21 protein-coding genes and 1 riboswitch are annotated in these 20,203 nt (G+C 44.6%); of the genes, 6 read left to right on the forward strand and 15 right to left on the reverse strand.

The genetic code is table 11. The annotated features are described in order from the left end of the window. Nucleotides 1-339: 339 nt before the first annotated feature. The 5 genes from serS to IV55_RS06355 form a co-directional block, all read right to left on the reverse strand. On the reverse strand, nucleotides 340-1,614 hold the full coding sequence (serS, locus tag IV55_RS06335; protein ID WP_057810464.1) for a serine--tRNA ligase: 1,275 nt from the start codon (nucleotides 1,612-1,614) through the stop codon (nucleotides 340-342). A gap of 301 nt (nucleotides 1,615-1,915) precedes the next feature. Further along, nucleotides 1,916-2,563, reverse strand: a complete 648-nt coding sequence (locus IV55_RS06340; protein ID WP_057810466.1) for a deoxynucleoside kinase — start codon at nucleotides 2,561-2,563, stop codon at nucleotides 1,916-1,918. A gap of 316 nt (nucleotides 2,564-2,879) precedes the next feature. Next, nucleotides 2,880-4,376 (reverse strand): amino acid permease, encoded by a 1,497-nt coding sequence (locus IV55_RS06345; RefSeq protein WP_057810468.1) that lies wholly within the window; start codon nucleotides 4,374-4,376, stop codon nucleotides 2,880-2,882. 123 nt (nucleotides 4,377-4,499) lie between these two features. After that, a riboswitch (Lysine riboswitch) is annotated at nucleotides 4,500-4,684 on the reverse strand. An 80-nt stretch (nucleotides 4,685-4,764) separates the two neighbouring features. After that, nucleotides 4,765-5,304 carry an Rrf2 family transcriptional regulator gene (locus tag IV55_RS06350; RefSeq protein WP_057810470.1) on the reverse strand — a complete coding sequence of 180 codons (540 nt, stop codon included), beginning with the start codon at nucleotides 5,302-5,304 and terminating at the stop codon, nucleotides 4,765-4,767. A gap of 100 nt (nucleotides 5,305-5,404) precedes the next feature. Continuing rightward, the gene (locus IV55_RS06355) at nucleotides 5,405-5,962 is read right to left on the reverse strand and encodes a GNAT family N-acetyltransferase (RefSeq protein WP_057810472.1); all 558 of its coding nucleotides are present in this window, start codon (nucleotides 5,960-5,962) and stop codon (nucleotides 5,405-5,407) included. 73 nt (nucleotides 5,963-6,035) lie between these two features. On the opposite strand from IV55_RS06355, the gene IV55_RS06360 reads away from it, so the two are divergent. Further along, on the forward strand, nucleotides 6,036-6,842 hold the full coding sequence (locus tag IV55_RS06360) for a lp_1002 family arylesterase (RefSeq protein WP_057810474.1): 807 nt from the start codon (nucleotides 6,036-6,038) through the stop codon (nucleotides 6,840-6,842). A 154-nt stretch (nucleotides 6,843-6,996) separates the two neighbouring features. Here the strand turns inward: IV55_RS06360 and IV55_RS10635 are convergent, their stop codons facing one another. Continuing rightward, entirely contained in the window at nucleotides 6,997-7,119 is a 123-nt protein-coding gene (locus tag IV55_RS10635) for a hypothetical protein (RefSeq protein WP_263862168.1), read from the reverse strand. Between the two features lie 128 nt (nucleotides 7,120-7,247). Between IV55_RS10635 and IV55_RS06365 the strand changes: the two genes are divergently transcribed. The 5 genes from IV55_RS06365 to IV55_RS06385 all read left to right on the forward strand — a co-directional run bounded on the left by IV55_RS06365 (nucleotide 7,248) and on the right by IV55_RS06385 (nucleotide 11,973). Beyond that, on the forward strand, nucleotides 7,248-7,802 hold the full coding sequence (locus IV55_RS06365) for a GNAT family N-acetyltransferase (RefSeq protein ID WP_057810476.1): 555 nt from the start codon (nucleotides 7,248-7,250) through the stop codon (nucleotides 7,800-7,802). A gap of 230 nt (nucleotides 7,803-8,032) precedes the next feature. Continuing rightward, on the forward strand, nucleotides 8,033-9,367 hold the full coding sequence (locus IV55_RS06370; RefSeq protein WP_057810478.1) for a C1 family peptidase: 1,335 nt from the start codon (nucleotides 8,033-8,035) through the stop codon (nucleotides 9,365-9,367). Nucleotides 9,368-9,625: 258 nt separating this feature from the next. Further along, entirely contained in the window at nucleotides 9,626-9,910 is a 285-nt protein-coding gene (locus IV55_RS06375) for a hypothetical protein (protein WP_057810480.1), read from the forward strand. A gap of 27 nt (nucleotides 9,911-9,937) precedes the next feature. After that, complete coding sequence (locus IV55_RS06380) at nucleotides 9,938-10,624, forward strand: response regulator transcription factor (RefSeq protein WP_057810482.1); 687 nt, start codon at nucleotides 9,938-9,940, stop codon at nucleotides 10,622-10,624. An 8-nt stretch (nucleotides 10,625-10,632) separates the two neighbouring features. Continuing rightward, nucleotides 10,633-11,973 (forward strand): sensor histidine kinase, encoded by a 1,341-nt coding sequence (locus IV55_RS06385; RefSeq protein ID WP_057810484.1) that lies wholly within the window; start codon nucleotides 10,633-10,635, stop codon nucleotides 11,971-11,973. Between the two features lie 194 nt (nucleotides 11,974-12,167). Here IV55_RS06385 and IV55_RS06390 read toward each other — a convergent pair whose 3' ends face one another. The 9 genes from IV55_RS06390 to IV55_RS06430 all read right to left on the reverse strand — a co-directional run bounded on the left by IV55_RS06390 (nucleotide 12,168) and on the right by IV55_RS06430 (nucleotide 19,655). After that, the gene (locus IV55_RS06390) at nucleotides 12,168-12,854 is read right to left on the reverse strand and encodes a 2,3-bisphosphoglycerate-dependent phosphoglycerate mutase (RefSeq protein WP_057810486.1); all 687 of its coding nucleotides are present in this window, start codon (nucleotides 12,852-12,854) and stop codon (nucleotides 12,168-12,170) included. Nucleotides 12,855-13,019: 165 nt separating this feature from the next. After that, the gene (locus tag IV55_RS06395; RefSeq protein WP_057810489.1) at nucleotides 13,020-14,048 is read right to left on the reverse strand and encodes a COG3942 and LysM peptidoglycan-binding domain-containing protein; all 1,029 of its coding nucleotides are present in this window, start codon (nucleotides 14,046-14,048) and stop codon (nucleotides 13,020-13,022) included. A gap of 230 nt (nucleotides 14,049-14,278) precedes the next feature. Beyond that, entirely contained in the window at nucleotides 14,279-15,226 is a 948-nt protein-coding gene (locus tag IV55_RS06400; RefSeq protein ID WP_057810491.1) for an AEC family transporter, read from the reverse strand. Between the two features lie 204 nt (nucleotides 15,227-15,430). Then, nucleotides 15,431-15,823 (reverse strand): DUF956 family protein, encoded by a 393-nt coding sequence (locus tag IV55_RS06405; protein ID WP_057810493.1) that lies wholly within the window; start codon nucleotides 15,821-15,823, stop codon nucleotides 15,431-15,433. Nucleotides 15,824-15,909: 86 nt separating this feature from the next. Further along, on the reverse strand, nucleotides 15,910-16,833 hold the full coding sequence (locus tag IV55_RS06410) for a PTS system mannose/fructose/sorbose family transporter subunit IID (protein WP_057810495.1): 924 nt from the start codon (nucleotides 16,831-16,833) through the stop codon (nucleotides 15,910-15,912). 20 nt (nucleotides 16,834-16,853) lie between these two features. Further along, nucleotides 16,854-17,660, reverse strand: coding sequence for a PTS mannose/fructose/sorbose transporter subunit IIC (locus tag IV55_RS06415; protein ID WP_057810497.1), 807 nt, complete (start codon nucleotides 17,658-17,660; stop codon nucleotides 16,854-16,856). 31 nt (nucleotides 17,661-17,691) lie between these two features. Further along, the gene (locus IV55_RS06420; protein WP_057810499.1) at nucleotides 17,692-18,684 is read right to left on the reverse strand and encodes a PTS sugar transporter subunit IIB; all 993 of its coding nucleotides are present in this window, start codon (nucleotides 18,682-18,684) and stop codon (nucleotides 17,692-17,694) included. A gap of 60 nt (nucleotides 18,685-18,744) precedes the next feature. Next, nucleotides 18,745-19,239: a PTS sugar transporter subunit IIB gene (locus IV55_RS06425; RefSeq protein ID WP_057810501.1), complete on the reverse strand. Its 495-nt coding sequence runs from the start codon at nucleotides 19,237-19,239 to the stop codon at nucleotides 18,745-18,747. Between the two features lie 5 nt (nucleotides 19,240-19,244). After that, the gene (locus tag IV55_RS06430) at nucleotides 19,245-19,655 is read right to left on the reverse strand and encodes a PTS sugar transporter subunit IIA (protein WP_057810503.1); all 411 of its coding nucleotides are present in this window, start codon (nucleotides 19,653-19,655) and stop codon (nucleotides 19,245-19,247) included. Between the last annotated feature and the right edge of the window lie 548 nt (nucleotides 19,656-20,203).

A 20,203-nucleotide genomic window follows, 5' to 3' on the forward strand; every position in this document is an offset into this window, starting at 1 on the left:
TTTATTCTTTAGCTAACCGATAGTCATTATGAATCTAGATGTTTTATGTAAAAGAACCATCGCCCTCAAGTATATGAAGGCGATGGTTCTTTGTTTTTATATAATGGAAAAACGAGTTCCTCGACCTTGATTTCTGTGCAGAACCTGGCCGCTGTCCGGAGCTTTGCGCCTACCACCGTCCTTGTTCTTACTCGAAATCAGACCAGGTCGACTCACTCTCTATCTCTAAAACGAGTTCTTCAGCCCAAGACCCTGTGCCTAACCTGCCAACCGTCCAGGGCTAAAGCCCTTACCGCCCGGCTTGTTAGTGCTCAGGTCTTAACCGGGCTGACTCACTCTCTACTTCTTTTCGATCTTCTTTACGCCGCGCATGTAAGGAACTAATACATCGGGGATTGTTACTGAACCATCCTCATTTTGGTAGTTTTCCAAAATGGCAGCTACAGTACGGCCGACTGCCAATCCAGAACCATTCAATGTGTGGACCAAGTTAACCTTACCGTCTTCATCCCGGTAACGAATCTGGGCGCGACGAGCTTGGAAATCCTCACAGTTAGAACAGCTCGAGATTTCACGATAGGTTTCCTGATGTGGAATCCAGACTTCAATATCGTGTGTTTCTGCAGCTGTAAAGCTCATATCACCCGTTGCTAAGGTGATTACATGATATGGCAGTTTTAACTGTTGCAAAATGTTTTCAGCGTTATGTGTCATCTTTTCTAGTTCATCATAAGATGTCTCTGGCTTAACATACTTCACCATTTCCACCTTGTTGAATTGGTGCATCCGAATCAGACCACGCGTGTCACGTCCAGCCGAACCAGCTTCAGAACGGAAACTTGGTGTCAACGCCGTCAGGTAAACTGGTAACTGTGCAGCAGGCAGTACTTCATCACGATAGTAGTTCGTTAATGGCACTTCAGCGGTTGGAATTAAGGTCAGATCCTGATCCTTAATTTGAAAGACGTCTTCCTTAAACTTAGGGAATTGACCTGTTCCATACATGGAATCACTGTTGACCATGTATGGGGGAATAACTTCTTCATAGCCTTCAAGTTCATGTTGATCCAACATGAAGTTATAAACGGCCCGTTCTAATTTTGCACCCATCCCCATGTAGTAAACAAAACGTGCACCAGAAACCTTTGCAGCACGTTTAAAATCAAGAATTCCTAAGGCTTCACCAATTTCCCAATGTGCCTTTGGTTCAAAATCAAAATGCCGAATGTCCCCAACTTTGCGGTCTTCACGAGAATAGTTTTCGTCCGGTCCGACGGGATCTGTATCATGAGGAAAGTTTGGTAGACGAGACATTTTGTCAGTATAAGTGTCGAGCACTTCTGCTAATTCAACATCCAGTGCCTTTATCTGTGCGCCAACCTCACGCATTTCAGTAATTTGTGCCGTTGCGTCTTCCTTATTTCGTTTGGCCACACTAATGGCGTCTGAAACCTTATTACGCTGACCTTTTAATTGCTCTGTTTGTTGTAATAGTTCGCGCCGTTTTTCGTCGAGCTCTAAAACTGCATCGATTTCTTCTGGTTTAACCGCCCGCGTTGCTAACTTTTCCTTAGCTTCATCGGGATTGTTACGAATTCGTTTGATATCTAACATTGTCTTGCCTCCGCTATTTTTATATACAAAAACGCCATTCATCCCCAGTAATAATTGGGACGAATGACGTTAAATTCGCGGTACCACCCAAGTTCACCATTGCTGATGCACTCAAAACATGATAACGACCTTCGCCGTGCAGTATTACCTGCCCACTGACGTTGTTTGGAGAGTTCATTGTCGGCTTACACCAGCTCCGACTCGCTTGTTAATGAACTATGAACAACTGTGTTTAATTCGTTCGTTTAATTTAGGTATAGATTACCGCATTTACACACAATTAACAACTTTGTTTCCCTAATTAAGCAGTTGCAACCTGCAACTGTGCTAGCTTGGCATCAATCTGCTGTAGCACCATATCGGCGGCATCTTTGCTTTCGACAAAGTCATACTTATCCCCGTCAATTTTCATCTTAGGGCCAAAGTCATAGTTGTCGTACCAAGCTTCATAACGGGCATTTAGCTGCTTGTAGTATTCATATAACGATGGGTCTGTAGCGATTTGCTCGTATTCACGACCACGCTTTTCAATGCGTTCCAACATGGTCTCAAACGAAATGTCGATGTGGATCAATAGGTCAGGGTTCTTAGCATGCAAGGCATCCGGTAATTCTTGCATCATGTTGTCCAAAAGTGAATCGTAAATGTCAACTTCCGTTTCAGTAGACCGACCTAGATCCGCATTCAAATGAAACAACAATGAGTCTTCGTAGATTGAGCGATCCATCACACTTGAATCATCAGCAAAAGAAGCTTTGATGGCATCCATCCGCTTATTTAAGAAATAAATCTGCAGTAAAAAAGCGTACTTCTTAGGATCCTTGTAGAACAATGGCAAAATAGGATTGTCCTCCACTGATTCGTAAAATGCTTCAGTGTGCAAGTGAGTTGCTAATAAATCGGTCAAACTTGTCTTTCCTGCACCAATGGTACCTGCTAAAACAATCATCTACTTACTCTCCCCTGTGTTCATCGACTTCACTTAAATAAAACGCCACAATCTGTGGTCTAACCTACCAAAATGGGACGTCTTTCTTTCTTCTACATATTGTAGCACGTCTAATTAATACCGCCATATCTTGTAGTTTAAAAAGTAAAAAGTAATCTTTCTGTCATGTTTTTTGTTCACCTGAGAAAGCCTAAACATGCTTACCACATCACACGTTGTCGCTGTTCAACAGCTTTCATTCGTTGTGCAAAATATGTTTCTTCCATGACATTTTTCAACTAAAAAAGTCGACCTCACAGTCGACTTTTCAGAGCGCTTATTTTGTATTTTCAGGTTCCTGCTTAACTGCATCTGCAGGATCGTAACTTTCACCAACCGTCCGTGGTGTTAGGTCCACCTTGTCCAACGGAATCATGTGCGTATGATGACGAATCTTGTAGTATGACCATAAGATCAGGAACAATGGCACACTCATGTACGTTACCAAGATAGCTTGTAAATCAAGCTGTGCAAAGGACTTCAAATCTTGTCCAACAATGACAACGATTCCCAATACTAACGCCAAGATGGGGCCTACAGGGAACCAAGCTGCATGATAGCGCAATTCAGAAACTTTGTGTCCTTGCTTGATGAATGCACGCCGGAACCGGTAGTGGCTGATGGCAATACCAAGCCATGCAATAAATCCAGTTAGACCAGAAGCAGCCACCAAATACATGTAGATCTTTGGTCCAAAGATACTAGTCATGAATGTCAGCAACCCGACAATCGTGGTGCCTAACAGTGAGGCCATCGGAATGCCGCGCTTGTTCGTCTTACCAAAGAATGAGGCAGCGTAGCCTTCATTAGCCAAGGAGTATAGCATCCGCGTAGATGCGTACATCCCCGAGTTAGCAGATGAAATAACAGATGTTAGAATCACGGCATTCATCACACTCGCTGCGGCTGCTAAACCAGCACGCCGGAAAACTAATGTGAATGGACTAATTGCAATATCAGAAGCACTCGAACCTAGTAAATCATGGCTCGTGTAGGGGATGATACATGCAATCACAAAGATCGCCAAAATGTAGAATAACAAAATCCGCCAGAACACTTGGCGAATGGCCTTTGGAATACTTGTTTCAGGCGTCTCACTTTCACCTGCTTCAATCCCGATCAGCTCAGTCCCTTGAAACGAGAAACCAGCGACGACAAAGACAGAAAGTAAAGCTGGCACGCCGCCAACAAATGGGGCCTTCTTATAAGTTAAGTTTGAAAAACCAGTGGCGTGACCACCCATGATACCAAAGATTGTTAATGTTCCAATTACTAAGAACACCAACACAGTGACGACCTTAATGATCGACATCCAGTACTCGGTTTCACCAAACGAACGTACTGATAAGGCATTGATCGTAAAAATAATAGCAAGTGCAATCATACTAAAAATCCATGCTGGTACGTGTGGTAACCAAAATTGCATCACCAATGCCGCCGTTGAAACGTCAACCGCCAACGTAATGGCCCAGTTAAACCAATAATTCCAGCCCATTGCAAATCCTAAAGCTGGATCCACGAACTTCGTTGAATAAGCTGCAAATGATCCGGTAAGTGGCATGTAAGTTGCCATCTCCCCCAAGCTGGTCATTAAAAAGTAGACCATGATCCCAATCGCCGCGTATGCGACCAGCGCACCACCAGGGCCGGCTGATGAAATTGCCGAACCAGATGCCACAAATAACCCTGTTCCAATACTACCGCCTAGTGCAATCATGGATAGGTGACGCGTCTTCAATTCACGCCGCACTGTCCGATTTTCATTTTCTGCCATATCGAGTTCCTCCCATTTTTTAAAGAGAAGCACTTGATGTAATCTGAATAAACAAAAAGGTCGGTCTGCTTAACATGTACAATGACACGCTAAACAAACCGACCGCCTAAATTCATCCTGGTCAATCGTTGATAGCGCTCCGCGGCGTTTCTATTTGCCGCGACAGTCCGTCAGCTATTAACCAACGGCCCAACCTCCACTTAAATCAGTAAGCAGAAATTTCGGCGACGCACCCTTTAACTTAGCCTCAGCAAACCTGATTGTTCTGTGCTAAGCGACTCATGATTGTCGCAACCTCTTCATTCGATATGAGTTGAGTATAAAAAGAGTGCCCGCAAATTGCAAGCACTCTTTTTCATGTAACCGGATTCAATTTAGATTTTATACTTTATAAATGCAATTCGTTGCGTTTTTCATGCAACAACGCCTTGAGCTTTGCCGTAAAGTTCGGATAGTTCGTTGTGCTTTCATTCCAGTCAACGGTTGGAATAACTTCTGATTCAAAGATACGCACCAAAATACCGTGAACTGATACGCTTTGCAGTGCGCGTTGATATTGTTTGTCCGCTTCTGCAAAAACATCCAGCAATACCTGTGAGCCACGATTAGCTAGTGGCTCAACATCATCAAACACACGATCGATCAGGCCGTTATTAGGAAATGAAACAATGTCACCTTCCATGGCGACCACTGCGTCCCAAACACTGATTTCTTGTGCGTCACGACCGAGTGTAAAACCGCCTTGATTCCCGGAAACGGAGCGAACCAAGCCAGCCACAACTAATTTGCGGATCAACTTTCGTAAGTACGTTTGCGAACCACCAATGCGTGTGTGAATCACTTCCGCACTGATGGGCACTTGGTTATTTTGGGTAGCGAGCAGTGCCAAAATACACGCTGCTTGTTCGAACCCCCGTGTTAATTGCATAGCCTCTCCTTAACCACGGAACTCGTGTTGTTATTACCATAATCATAGCACAGGCCACGTAGATGATAAACGCCACACAACTATTAACCAGTCCGACAGATTAATCTATCGGCGTTGTGGCAATCATGAAATCAGCCTGCGTTAACTGATAGAATAATTCTGTTTTCCCCGGTGCAAAAAAATCACTTTGTGCATGCATGATTTGGTGGTCAAATTGAAACCCATTTTTGATGAAGATGCGTGCAGACCGCTCATTGTCTTTGAAGTAAGAGCCATGAATCACACGGAGTCCCTTTGAAAAGCCAAACGCTAACACAGCTTGAACGGCTTCGCTCATATACCCTTGTCCCCAAAAGTCCTCATTTAACATATAGCCAATATCACGCTCACCGTGCACCGCTAAGCCTGCCTTACCAGTCCGTCCGTATAAACCAATTGTCCCAATCAACAGATCTGTTTCCGTTTGTACAATTCCCCATAACCAGCGTTGGTGCAGCATTTGTCGCATTAAAAAATCTGCTTCAAACGCACTTTTTACCGGATGAAATCCCGCTGGCAAGGCAACCTGGGGATTGTTTGCCATCAGTGTAAAAGCAGCTAGGTCTGCTTCAGTCACCGTTCTTAACGTCAGTCGTTTTGTTTGTATTGTCGTGGCCATCGTTGCCACCTCCACATGTCATGTTCGTTTGCAGATCAAATGTTGTGCGCTATCATAATGATGAGGTGAATTTATGCAAACCATTAAGCAGCAGTTAAATGCACACAGTTATTTCGCAGGCGTTATGCAAAGCACACCTGGTGCTAACTTGCAGACAACTTTTCCAACCATTGTCATCGTACCCGGCGGCTCTTATACGCATATTCCTGAAGCACAGGCCGAAGCAATCGTTTTAGCGTTTGCTGCTCAAGGGTTCAATGCCGTTTACTTACGTTACTCATTTGTCGGCGAAGTCACGCCCCTATTACCCACGCCAATTATTGAACTCGGGCAAACCATCGCACAATTAAAGAATACGCCGACGTGGCCAGTCGACTCAAACAAGGTGCTTGTGTTTGGGATGTCTGTTGGCGGGCACATCGCGGCTTTGTATAACGATTATTGGGCAGCAACGTGGCTGACTAAGGCAACCGATACCTCTGCACAAACCCGCAAACCAGCTGGTATCTTACTAGGGTACCCAGTTATCAGTCCCAAACTTGGTTTTCCAACCTCTGCCACCACTTTAGCACAGTGGACGGACACGCCGGACACTTTTGCCGCAGAGAAACACGTATCACAGCATAATCAACCGACATTTGCCTGGGTCACTGCTGATGATCAACTCGTGCCTGCTGGCAATACGTTAAGTTACGTCAATGCCATGTGGCAAATGCAACGACCAGTCGAACTACACATGTTCGATCACGGGCCGCACGGATTAGCATTATCCACAGCAGTGACCGCCGGCAAATCCTCACATGACAACCCACATGTGGCCCATTGGTTTGAACTAGCTTTAGAATGGATTGATCACTTATTCGCAGAAATTCCAGATTAAGAACAATATAATCGTTACCATAATGCTTAGCAGACATTAACGTTTGCTAAGCATTTTTGTGAGCTAATCACAAAGCTTGATATAACAGCCTTTAAAAACTGTTTCCGGTACAAACATTATCAGCGAAAATTAATGTGAAAAACGGTAGCCATTTTTAAATAAACCGTGTAGAATGCTTTTTCGTGGTCAAGATAATGACCTTTTCATCAGGCAGTGACCAGCCAATGAAAAGTGTAACTGAACCTAAGTTGCCCACCCATAATTTGGTCACTGTCATGATTCCTCGTGAATCAACCTGGCCGTCACTGACGGTACATTGCAGTACGTAACAAATCGTTTCGCTAACTAACGGTGTGGACGTTATTAGTAAATGATGCGGGCGTACTAATAAAAGGAGCGAGTCTCATGACATCATCCACTTTGAACGTAACATTACATTTCGCAGAAATGAACGACTTACCTGCTATCAAGGACATCATTATGGATGCCCGGGCCTTTTTGGCAGAACAAGGGATCGATCAATGGCAAAACGGCTATCCTGAAGATGCTGTCATCGCCGCCGATATTGCCCGCGGCGAAACGGTCGCCTTGAAGGACGACGAAGGGACCATTTTAGCTATTGCTTCATTGGTAAAGGGCTTCGACACACCGTATGAAGGAATCGTTGATGGTAACTGGCGTGTTGCTGGTACCACCAACAACTATGTTTCCATTCATCGGGTTGCGATGGCAAAAGCATCACGTGGTCATCACTTGACACATGATTTCTTCAACTTAATGTTGGATCAAATTACCGCTGACCCAGACATCGAAAGTGTTCGCATCGATACGCATCCTGAAAACTTCGGCATGCAACACGTGATTGAAACGAATGGTTTTACGTATGTCGGATTAGTCCCTGTCATCGGTGGCAAACCAAATGAAACAGACGTTGCTTACGACTTAATCGTTGAGCGTTAATTGAATAAGATCAGGCACCTAGAACATCTATGATGATGTTCTAGGTGCTTTTTCATTTTGAGCGCAATTATAAGACATTTCTGTGTACCTTCACTTGATATCAGCTATGTATTTGCAAAGATCAGCACCACTTAGTTAGTCGAAACTTTCTGCCACGCTTATCTCGCTACTTTTTAATCTGTCTTTAATGCGATATACTGTTTGCATGCACATAAAAAGGAGTGAGTCTGTTGAGTACTGAAATTACACCTGATCAAATTAACCGTTACCAAGAAGAACTTGCAAGCCGCAAGGACGCTGCCGTTTTGGAACGTGCCGTGAAGAAAAACGGGATTCTTGCCACTGCGCAAGATGATGCCGCTAACGTCGACATGACCCCCGTGTTCTCCATTGACTTAGACACTGGTCACGTTGCGAACCAAAAGCAAAGTGGTCGCTGTTGGATGTTTGCCGCATTGAACACCATGCGTCATGACATGAAGGATACCTTCAACTTGCCAGGCGACTTTGAGCTTTCCCAAAATTACACTTATTTCTGGGACAAATTTGAAAAAGCCAACTACTTCTATGAAAATGTCTTAGCAACTGCTGACAAGCCATTAGATGACCGTAAAGTCGCCTTCCTAATGACGACCCCTCAACAAGATGGTGGTCAATGGGACATGATTTGCGCCATCATCGAAAAGTACGGCGTTGTGCCACAGTCAGTGATGCCAGAAACGTTCAGTTCATCTGCTTCATCTGACATCAACGGTTTGTTGAACTTGAAGTTACGCAAAGATGCCGTTGAATTACGCGAATTAGTTGCTAACAAAGCTAGCCGCGCTGAAATTGATGAAATTAAAGATCGTAAGCTCCAAGAAATCTACCGGATGTTGGCTTACACATTTGGCGAACCTGTCCAAAAGTTCGACTTTGAATATCGCGATGAAAACAAGGACTACCACATCGACCGTGATTTAACGCCTAAGTCTTTCTTTGACAAGTACGTTAACTGGGACTTATCTCAATACGTCTCAATTATCAATGCCCCCACTGATGACAAAGCCTACAACAAGACCTACACCGTTGAAATGCTTGGCAACGTGGTCAATGGCCGCGACGTAAAGCATCTGAGCGTTTCCATGGCTGACTTTAAGAAGCTCGCCATCGAACAGTTGCAAGCCGGACAGAGCGTTTGGTTTGGCTGTGATGTTGGTCAAAGCTCTGACCGTAAAGCCGGCATCATGGACACCAAGGTTTACGCGAAGGACGAATTGTTCGACGTTGACTTCTCCATGAGCAAAGCAGAACGCTTAGACTACGGTGAAAGCTTGATGACCCATGCTATGGTATTGACTGGGGTTGACCTTGTGGACGGCAAACCAACTAAGTGGAAGGTTGAAAATTCATGGGGTGACAAGGTCGGTAATAAAGGCTACTTCATCATGAGTGACGCCTGGATGGATCAATACTGTTACCAAGTTGTCGTGAACAAGCGCTTCATGTCAGAAGACTTGTTAGCTGCACAAGCGCAAGACCCAGAAATGCTCCAACCTTGGGATCCAATGGGCGCCTTGGCATAAAAGGTATGAGCGTAATCCATCAGTCTGCACAACTGCTTGACTTATGGACCGCGTTTTGACCATTTACATTTATAAACGAAAGACCAACCTGAAAACATAAATGCTTTCAGGTTGGTCTTTTTTGCGTAAAAAAACTAGCTCCTTAATTAAGTACCCGTTATTAATGATTGCAACCATTTCTTGATCTGACTTTAAGCTTCCTTTATGGTCATCCTCGTAAGCTAGTAACATCAAGCAACACCTAAGGAGTGACTCACTATGCTAAAAGACACCGAAAATCTGATTGCTACCAAAATCATTCGTGCCAACTGCCCCATTCTCATCGCAGAAACAGAGACCGGTCGACAAATCAACGTTCGGTTGTCACGTGCTCAAAAACATGATCCCTTATTTTGGCAAATCATCACGGATATTTTACGTGAGCGAATTTGGGTGCCTATTTCTAAAAAAAGACATCAACTCGTAGCCGACGGTTGGTTACGTCCACAACCAGCTATGATAGCGGCAGTCGCTTCTGATGGCATTTTCGACTACAATAAATAGTAATAACACGATACGAAGGAGTACATCATGGATCAACTAGCACGTGGACTTATCGTAGAAGACGAACAGGCAGTGTCTGACAACATTAAAGAGCTACTAGCCAAAACTTTAACATGCGACCAGGCCTTCGATGGCGAAGATGGTGAATTTAAAGCAACCCAAGGTATTTACGACCTCATCATCCTCGATTGGATGTTACCAATGGAAAGTGGTCTCGATGTCTTGAAGGCCATTCGTGCGCAGCATCTCGATGTACCGGTGTTATTTCTGACGGCTAAGGATGGTCTGGATGACAAGATTCGTGGTTTTAACTTAGGCGCTGATGATTATCTTACAAAGCCTTTTCATCGCGAAGAACTGCTATTACGCGTTCGTGCATTACTTAAACGAAGTGGTCATTTAGCAAATGAAAATATCCTAACCATGGACGACATTACCATTAACTTACAAAACCACGCCGTGACAGTACGTGATGAAACAATCCAGCTAAACGGTAAGGAATTCGACCTGCTCGTTTATTTCATGCAAAACCAAGGTACTATCATCACAAAAGATCAGATTTTCGACCGCCTGTGGGGGTTTGATTCCGAGACCTCAATTACGGTGGTCGAAGTGTATGTCTCAAATCTTCGCAAAAAGTTGAAGCCGACTGGCGCTGATCAATATATCAAAACGCTTCGCAACGCTGGTTATTTGATTAACGCTGAAAGCTAGGACGACTTATGGATACTAAAAATCATTCCAAACAACCGCAACATGCCTTCGCTAAACAGCAATGGTGGCTTTTTGTCGGCGAATTAGTTAGTTTTGCAGCCATTTTCTTAACGATGGCACTTATTTTATGGCGCGTTTTTCAACCGGCCATCTATCAAAGTGTCAACCAGGGAATTCGCGTGCAACGCCAAGTTATCTTAGGCAAACAACCTACCGGCGGTCCTGCGAGCCAGGATGCTTACTGTTCAATCGCCTTTCGAACGTCAATTTTAGTTTATAACGACCACGGGCAGTTACTGAATGGGAACGTCAATCGCCCCGTCAATAACCAAACCAGCGGTACAAACGCCGACCAAAGTAAATATATCAAAACGCTTCAACAGATCAAGCTTCGCAAAACAAGTCTCAACATGTTGCGTGATGTCCGTGTTAACAATCAGAATAGCTTTCGGACACTCACCTTCTACGTACCTGAAAGTAATCCCAACCTGGCGTATGCCGGCTACTACGTCATGATTGTGACGAATACGGATTCAGAACGTGTCTCTGTTCAAATATTTAAGCGTGTCCTAACGTGGACGATGCTATTCTTTTGGCTTGTGTCGATCGTATTAAGCTATGTGTTAGCGCGCCTTAACATGCGACCAATCATGCGTTCCTGGCGGCGACAACGTGAATTTGTGGCTAATGCAGCCCATGAATTACGAACACCGCTCACAATCATCCAAAACAAACTTGAACTCATGCTGACACATCCAAATGACAAAATCGTTGACCAAACTGAACAGATCACAATGTCCTTAGGCGAAGTACGGCGGCTAAATGGGCTCACTAGTGACCTGCTGTTACTCGCACGAAGCGATTCTGATATGACCCAAATCAACACCGAAGCGGTTGCGATGAAGCCATTCCTTGAAAATGTTATTCAGCCTTACTCAGAAATCGCTGCCAGCCAGGATAAGCACTTTGATTCCACCATTGACCTAACACAAACCTTATCAATTGACCGCCAGCGGATCCATCAATTGATTGTTATTTTCCTCGACAATGCGCTTAAATACACGACGACTGGTAATGACATTAGCTTCACCGCCAAACAGGTCGGCAATCGTTGGATATTACGTGTCGCCGATACTGGCATCGGCCTATCTGATGCTGATAAACCACACGTCTTTGAGCGCTTCTACCGCGTTGATAAGTCCCGCAGTCGACAAACAGGTGGGAACGGGTTAGGCCTCTCAATTGCAAAATGGATTATTGATAGTCATAAAGGACGCGTTGCGATTACGGATAATACTCCTACTGGAACCATTTTCACCATCAGTTTCCCAATGACAAAAGCTAAATAAAGTGCCCGAGATACGTTAAACCCTATCCAGTTGACAGGGCTCAGTGTATTTCGGGCACTATTTTTGATTTATGAACTTAACGAGGAGTGTCATGCTGTGAGACTACGAACAACCTACCGGGTTAAAAAGCAACCCGTACGGTCGTTCTAGGTCTTGCTCGCGACTTCCCGACTTATGTCCGTCCCGCTCTTTTTTTAATCAATCCGCAAAACTTGTTTATTGACCACCCGTAATTGCTTGTCAAACGTATACTGAATCGGCTGTGCGTTGGGCACTTCCACCTTACTAATGTCTGCGTCACTGACTTGGTCTAAGTACTTGATCAAAGCCCGCAAGGTACTGCCATGCGCTACAATCAGCTGGTTTTTACCATCCAATAGTCGTGGCGCCACTTGGTCGATCCAATATGGCATCAATCTAGCATACGCCATTTCAAGGCTTTCACCACGCGTTAACGCAGTTATTGGTAAGTGTGCATACCGACGATCATCGACATGTTCCGGCTTAGGCAATAGCGGTGGCACCTCGGCGTAGCTCCTTCGCCATAAGGCTACTTGCGCCTCACCATATTCGGCCTTCGTCTGTGCTTTGTTACGACCACGTAATGCACCATAATGGCGTTCATTTAGGCGCCAGCTCTTATGCTCAGGCAACCATAACTGCTTTGTTTCAGCTAATACAATGTGTGTCGTCATGATTGCACGTTGCAGCACTGAAGTATGCACATCGGTAAAGCTTAGCCCAGCTTCCGAGAGGCGCTGTCCTGCCTGGTGTGCCTGACTAACTCCAAGTGGTGTCAACGGTACATCGGTCCAACCAGTGTATAGATCATCTCGATTAGCTGTACTTTCACCATGTCGAATAATTACGAGTTCAACCATTGCATTTTCTCTTCTCTCTTATCTTTAGAGCTATCGTACCACGCTCATAATTTAAAATGAAGCCGCTACACGCATACAACTCCGCAGCTCGAATTAAAATTTTTAAATAAAAAAAGACTGAAACATAATCACTTATGCTTCAGTCTTTTGAATTAAATAATCGATTTAGAAGTGAATGTAACCTGCAGCTTCACCAGCTGAGATTGTGCGTGCGTGGTAAGCCAAACCATTGAAGTTACCTTCGATGATGTTAACTGAGCCATCGCCGTTCACACCAGTTACGTAAGCAACGTGCATGTAACCGAAGTAAGCAACTGAACCGGCACTTGGTGCTTGGTTAACTGCGATGCCACGGGCTGCTGCGTTGGCACCCCAGGCGTTACCGTTACCTAAGTAAGCGTACTTAGAAGCTGGTACACCAGCTGAGCGTAAGATACCGGCAACGAATGCAGTACATTGGCCAGCTGGGTAACCGTCGACACCACTGTTAAAGCCGGCGATACCTGCGCCAGCACCACCAACAACAGCGGCAGGAGCAGCAGGTGCTTGTTGTGCAGGGGCTGCTGGAGCTGCTTGTGAAGGAGCAGCAGGGGCTGCTTGTGATGCAGGGGCTTGACTAGCAACTGAAGTAGCTGCTTCTGAAGCAGGTGCTTGGCTAGCAGCTGATGCTGGCGCCTGGCTTGCTTCACTAGCTTGTGATGCAGGTGCTTGGCTAGCAGTTGCTTGCGTGTGCAATACTTGACCAACTAATAAGAAGTTGATGTCTGAAATGCTGTTGTTTGATGCTAAGTCAGCAATTGAAACACCGGTCTTAGCGCTAACACTTGATAAAGTGTCACCAGCTACGACTGTGTAGTCACCATCAGCGTTAACAGTTGCTGCTGAAGCAGCTTCTGAAGCTTCTGACGTAGCAGATGCTGGAGCTTCACTTGCTTGGCTAGCATTGTCACTAGTAGCTGCATCATTTGCATCAGGAATAACTAAAGATTGACCAACGTAAATCAGATTAGCGTTGGAAATGTGGTTAGCCTGAACGATTGCGTCAACAGTCGTGTGGTTCTTTTGTGCGAAAGCCCAAATGGTGTCACCCTTGATGGATTTTACCGTTGAGGCGTTAGCAGCAACGGAAGCACCGGCTAGAACACTGGCAGCGCCAGCAGTTGTTAATAATACATTTTTAATAGTCTTTTTCACGTTGTTCTCTCCTAAGTCAATTCTTGTCGTTTTATGTAACTTTTACTGTCTACCATCATAAGATAGCGGTGTGACAGGTCCATACCAGCCAGATAACACTTTGTTACAACTATTACATTAACGTTACGTGCATCCCTTCTTACACCAGCAAACGCCTTTAGAGAGGCTTTCTGAAATTGATTTTAACTTCAATTTCTTAAGCATTTTTAAAATCTTTTTTGGCACGGCCACTAAACAACCTGTTTTATTAGCACCATCATTACCGGAACAACGACCAATGATAACAAAGTTGTTTCAGTCACCATAATGGATGCAAAGTTCGCATCGGCGTTATAGAGTTTTGCAACAACCGGTGCATTTGTCATCACAGGCATGCATGATTGCAAGATAAATACCTGCTTCATGAGATTCGGCATATCACTCTTAGCCACTAATACCGTCATTAATAACGGTGCAATAACAAAGCGACCAAGCAAAATGCCAATACTGTACCGATTCAACCGCATATTTAGAATTCCGGCATTGAATACGGAAATTCCGATAAACAGCATCGACAATGGAATGGTCAAGCCACCTAAGTATGTAAATGTCTGATTCAAAAATACGGGTATGTGCCAGTTTAACATTACCAAAACAACGCCAATCATGAATCCAATCAAAGGTGCAGAGAAAACCTTTTGTAAGATTAACCTCAAACTCATACGTTCATTACTGCGCCCATCGTGTTGAATAAAGTACACACCAATCGTCCAAAAGATGGTCGTGTTGGCCATGTAATACACCAGCACGTATGGCAAGCTCTTCGTTCCAAAGATTGCCAAGTTAATCGGCAAACCCACAAACACCGTGTTGGAATTAAAGAACATCGATGCAAATAAGCCACGGCGACTCGGGTCAATGTGTAATAAATACACCAGTCCCCAGGCAATGATCATGAGCAATAACATTGACAGTACCGGAAACCGCAAATCCGGTAGCAATCGTAACAGCTCTTGTTTCGAAAAATCATGTGTGATGGATACAATCATGTATGGCGGCAACGCGACTTGCGTAACGAGCTTTGCCAACAAGCGAGTCGAATGATCATCAAACCATTTTCGAGCGGCCAAGTAATAACCAACGGCCACCATTAAAATAATCATGAGCACGCCTTGCGCACTTTCTAAAAACACTGCCATTATCATCGGGCTTTCATTTCAAAATTACATTTAGTATACCACCCGATTTAAACACCACGCTTTGTGGTCTAGTAAATCTAATCTCATACTGCCATTGTTTTTTTAAATAAAATGGTCCGAGACAAAAATCACGCTTGTCTCGGACCATTTCCAGTTAACAACATTATCCCCATTTAAATTAAAGTGTGGCTCAATCTATCACGCCTAACCTTGCTTTTTAGTTGCACGACGGTTCACGATGTTCTTGACGTCTCTGACAATCATTTTGTGCAACGGTAATGCGCGAACCACATGATCTGGGTCCACATGGTTACGAATGGCACGTAAGACGGCCTTGGGCTTTCGTGATGAGAATCGATATGAACCATTGTGCTTCGTTTGCAATGTAAAACGAGGAATCCAGCGGCCATTAAACACGACAGCAGCAACGACATAAGTCACTTCATCCCACGGAATCTGTACATATTTAGTCGTGTCCCGATCGTTATAAAATTCAAACGCCGCATCCCCGACCATGATTTTGCCGTAGTTGCTCATACTCATATATGAAGTGGCATTAGCGACTAATTCAACTTTGCTGTTTAATGATTCAACCATTTTTCTTTCCTCTCATTGCCAACATTTATGTAAGACAATGGCGGCTGCGCCCACGAAGAACGCACCGCCATCGGTTAATCATTCTATTATAGCCAACCAACTACGTGAAGGCCAACACCAACTACGAAGATACCTAGGATGATGATGATTGGAGAAACTTTCTTCTTCAATAACCACATGCATAAGAACGTCAATAGTAAGGCCATCAAACCAGGAATCAATTGGTCCAAGTTATTTTGCAAGGTTGTAACCTTCACGTTTGAAAGTGACAAACCCTTACCCATGTTGTACTGAGTCAAAGCTTCTTGAATACCCTTTGAGCCCTTTGGAAGACTGTTCCAGTCGATGTAAGATCCCTTTTGTTGTTGAATCTTAGAAACAACAGGCTTGAAGTCAATCTTAACCCACCGTTCAATCAAGGCACCGATGACGAACATCCCCATCATTGAAGCACCGCGAGTGATCTTTTGTAACAAACCACCAGATAAATCTTCACTGATACGAGAACCGGCACGGTAACCAAATTCTTGGGTGTACCACATAAAGCCCCAACGAATCAGGTTGTAAAGAACGAAGAACAAGATTGGCCCAAGAATGTTACCACCAATGGCCATTGATGCACCTAAGGCACCAATGATTGGACGTACAGTGAACCAGAAGACTGGGTCACCAACACCGGCAAGTGGTCCCATCATCCCAACTTTAACCCCTTGGATGGCAACGTCGTCAACAGGAGCACCATTGGCACGGTCTTCTTCCAAGGCAAGCGTAACACCAATAATTGGTGAAGCTAAGTATGGGTGAGTGTTAAAGAATTCCAAGTGCCGCTTGTAAGCCGCAATCCGGTCTTCTTTTTTTGTATATAATTTGTTCAATGCAGGCATCAGAGAGTATAGCCAGCCAGCGTTTTGCATCCGTTCATAGTTCCAAGAACCTTGGATAAACGTGGACCGCCAAGCGACCTTCAGCCGATCATTTCTACTTAATGTTACTTTTTTGCTATCAGCCATTTTCTTTTCCCTCCCTAATTTTAATAGTCATCTAAAATGTCGCCTAACGGATCGCCAGTGTTGTTATTACCACTGTCACCTCCGTTACCGTTACCACCTTCGTCAAGCTTCAAGTACATCAAAGCAAGTGACAAACCGATGGTCCCAATAGCGATTAAAGTTAGTTCAGAAAGAGCTGCGACAGCGAAACCAATGGCAAAGAATGGCCAAACTTCGCTGGAAGCCATCATGTTGATAACCATGGCATAACCAACGGCAACGACCATACCCCCACCAATAGCCATCCCATCGGATAACCATGCTGGCATTGATTCAAGCATTGCCCGAACCTGTGCTGCAGGGATAACTAATAGTAAGGCTGCAGGAATCGCAATCCGTAAACCTTGTAAACAGATACATACAACTTGCCACATGTTAATCGTGCGGTAGTTACCTTTTTCAGCAGCCGCATCCATAATATGAATGATGGCAACTGTGATGGTACGAACGATCATGGTTAAGAATAAACCGGCAACGGCCAGTGGAATCGCAATCGCGATGGCTGAACCAATTCCCTTTGTACCTTGACCACCTTGAACCAAAATAATTGCTGATGCAACGGATGCCAATGCGGCATCGGGTGCGACGGCGGCACCAATGTTAGCCCAACCTAGGGCGATCATTTGTAATGAACCACCGAGGATTAAACCGGCTGTTAACTGACCAGTTGCTAATCCGATTAATGTACATGAAACCAAGGGTTGGTGAAGTTGAAATTCATCCAAAATCCCTTCCATGCCGGCAAAAAATGCCACGATGATTACTAAAATCATTGAAATAGCAGACATCTGAGAAATCCTCCCATCTTAATTATCGTGCTTATGCGTTATTAGCCTGTAATTCTTTACGGGCTTTTTCGATGATTTCATCCATGTTAGCAGATGAGTCATCTGGAACCTTACGAACGTCAAACTTAATGCCAGCTGCCTTCAATTTGTCGAAGGTTTCAACATCTTCTTTTCCAAGTGACAACACCTTGCTTACGGCAACTTTGCCGGCTGAGTGTGCCATGGAGCCAATGTTCAGGGTCGTGATGTCTACGCCACCTTGAATCGTACGTAATGCATCTTCTGGTGTTTCAAAGAGAACCAATGCTTTAGTAGCCCCAAAACGAGGATCCTTAGCAATTTCGATCATCTTATCAACTGGGATAACATTACCTTTTACACCAGGTGGTGTCGCTTCAACAATCATGTTCTTTCTTAACTTGTCCTTTGAGACGTTGTCAGAAACAACGATGATCCGGTCAGGATTAATTGACCGTGTCCAGGCAGTCGCAACTTGACCATGTAATAAACGTGAGTCAACCCGTGCAAGTCCAAACTTGATGTGTCCATCGCCCAAAACAGTGCCTGGTGCGATTGCACCCTTAGGTTGACCGTCATCTACAGCAGCCTTTGTTTCAGCTGGTTGTAATGATTCAGGCTTTGCCTTAACGCCGTCCTTAGCAGTTTCGATGATGTGACTCGCAATTTCTTGTGCTGAGTCCATCCCCATCCGTGAACCATAAGCTTCAATTACCATTGGTAAATTCATACCAGTAACAATTGCCCATGTATCCTTGTGTTCCTCAAAGAGGTTGTTCGCCTGATTGAATGGTGTTCCGCCCCATAAGTCGATCAGTAGCAAGACTTGATCTGGATCGTCAAAGGTTGCAACCGCTTTCTCAAATTTGGCACGAACATCATCTGGGCCTTCGCTAGGCAGCAAGGTGACTGTTTGCACATTTTCTTGTTTACCGAAAATCATTTCGCCAGATTGGAAAATGCCTTCTGCAAAGCCACCATGACTGGCTAAGATAATACCTACCATGAGTGTCCCTCCTAAAATAAAATTTGAAGCCGTTAATTAGTGTTCGGTGTTACCACCGATCTAGAAGCCGTTGTCTGCTAACAGGGTCATCAGATCTTGTTGCCGGTCACTTGGAACCTTCCGAACTTCTAGTGCGACCCCGGAGTCGTGTAGTTTCGTGAATGTCTCTGCATCCGCTTGATCAACTGCCACGGCATCCGTGATCATTTTTTTACCATCTGTGAAGCTCAAACTACCAACATTGACAGATGGTAGTGTCACCCCAGCGTCGATAACCCGAAGGACATCTTTCGGCGTTTCAAATAGTAGAAACGCTTCAACATCAGCAAACTGTTCGTCATTCATAACGGCAGCCAACTGATTCACTGCAATAACATTGACCATTACACCTGGAGGTGCGGCCTGAGTTACGAGGTTCTTACGCAAGGGATCCTGCGCAACACCATCGGAAACCACGATAATGCGGTTTGGCTTAACAGCTTGAGTCCAAACTGTCGCTACCTGACCATGCAGTAAACGAGAATCGATGCGTGCTAAACGAATTGTCATTGGCATTTCGATTATTCCTCCCTTTCAGGCTGCTGCAAAACTAAGTGTTTAACGCCAGCTTTCGCCGTATCCTCTAAATGAGGAATAACCTCGGCTAACGTTTGGTTGCGGACGGTGTAGGCCTCAATCACCATCGCCAAGTTTAACCCGGTGATTAGTGCCATCCGTTCGGTGTGTTCAGCCACGATTCGACTAGCAACATTAAATGGCGAACCACCCCAAAGATCGACTAAAAACAACACTTCATCTTTCGGTGCGAAACCGGCCAAGACTTTGTCATATTGTTCCTTTAAACCCTCAGGATCATCACCAGGCATGAACTCAACCGTCGCCACTTTTTCTTGTTCACCGAAAATCATTGTTGCTGACTGCTTGATTCCACTGGCGAACGCACCGTGACTGGCAAGTACAATTGCTAGCATCTCGTGCACACCTCCTTTCTGATGCTCATATAAGTGACACGTTCAGTATAACTAAAGTTATTGACCATTTCACTTAATCTGTATCATAGCCATTCACTATCCGTTGGTAAAGCGCTTACAATCAAATTTGAAAATAATTGCAAAAAAAGACGTTTCATACCGACGTACTATGTAAATCGCTTGCTGCTCTTGAGCACGTGAATAGCATACCGTAGTGAAGCGCTTACATCAAGTACAATCTCTACAGATGTGTCCGAAAACTTTCAAAATGGACTAGACAGGTTTGCGTAAACCGGTATCATTTGGGCGCTCAGCATAATTCACAAGCGTTGACTATTTTCGCAATTTTTTTCAATTAAGTTTTGGTAAAGGGTTCAGTGGGTGATGCGCACATGTGGGGGGAGTGTCTCCGACAAAACAGGGTAACAGTGAGCTCACTGCGTTCGCAGGCGTAAAACTAGCGGGCCTTACCGTTGCGGGCCTTGCGAATCCTTCGCAGCCCTTCACTCCCGGCAGGCTAGTTTCCCGCCGTCACTGTTACCCTGTTT

This window comes from Furfurilactobacillus siliginis (genome assembly GCF_001437435.1).
Taxonomy (GTDB): domain Bacteria; phylum Bacillota; class Bacilli; order Lactobacillales; family Lactobacillaceae; genus Furfurilactobacillus; species Furfurilactobacillus siliginis.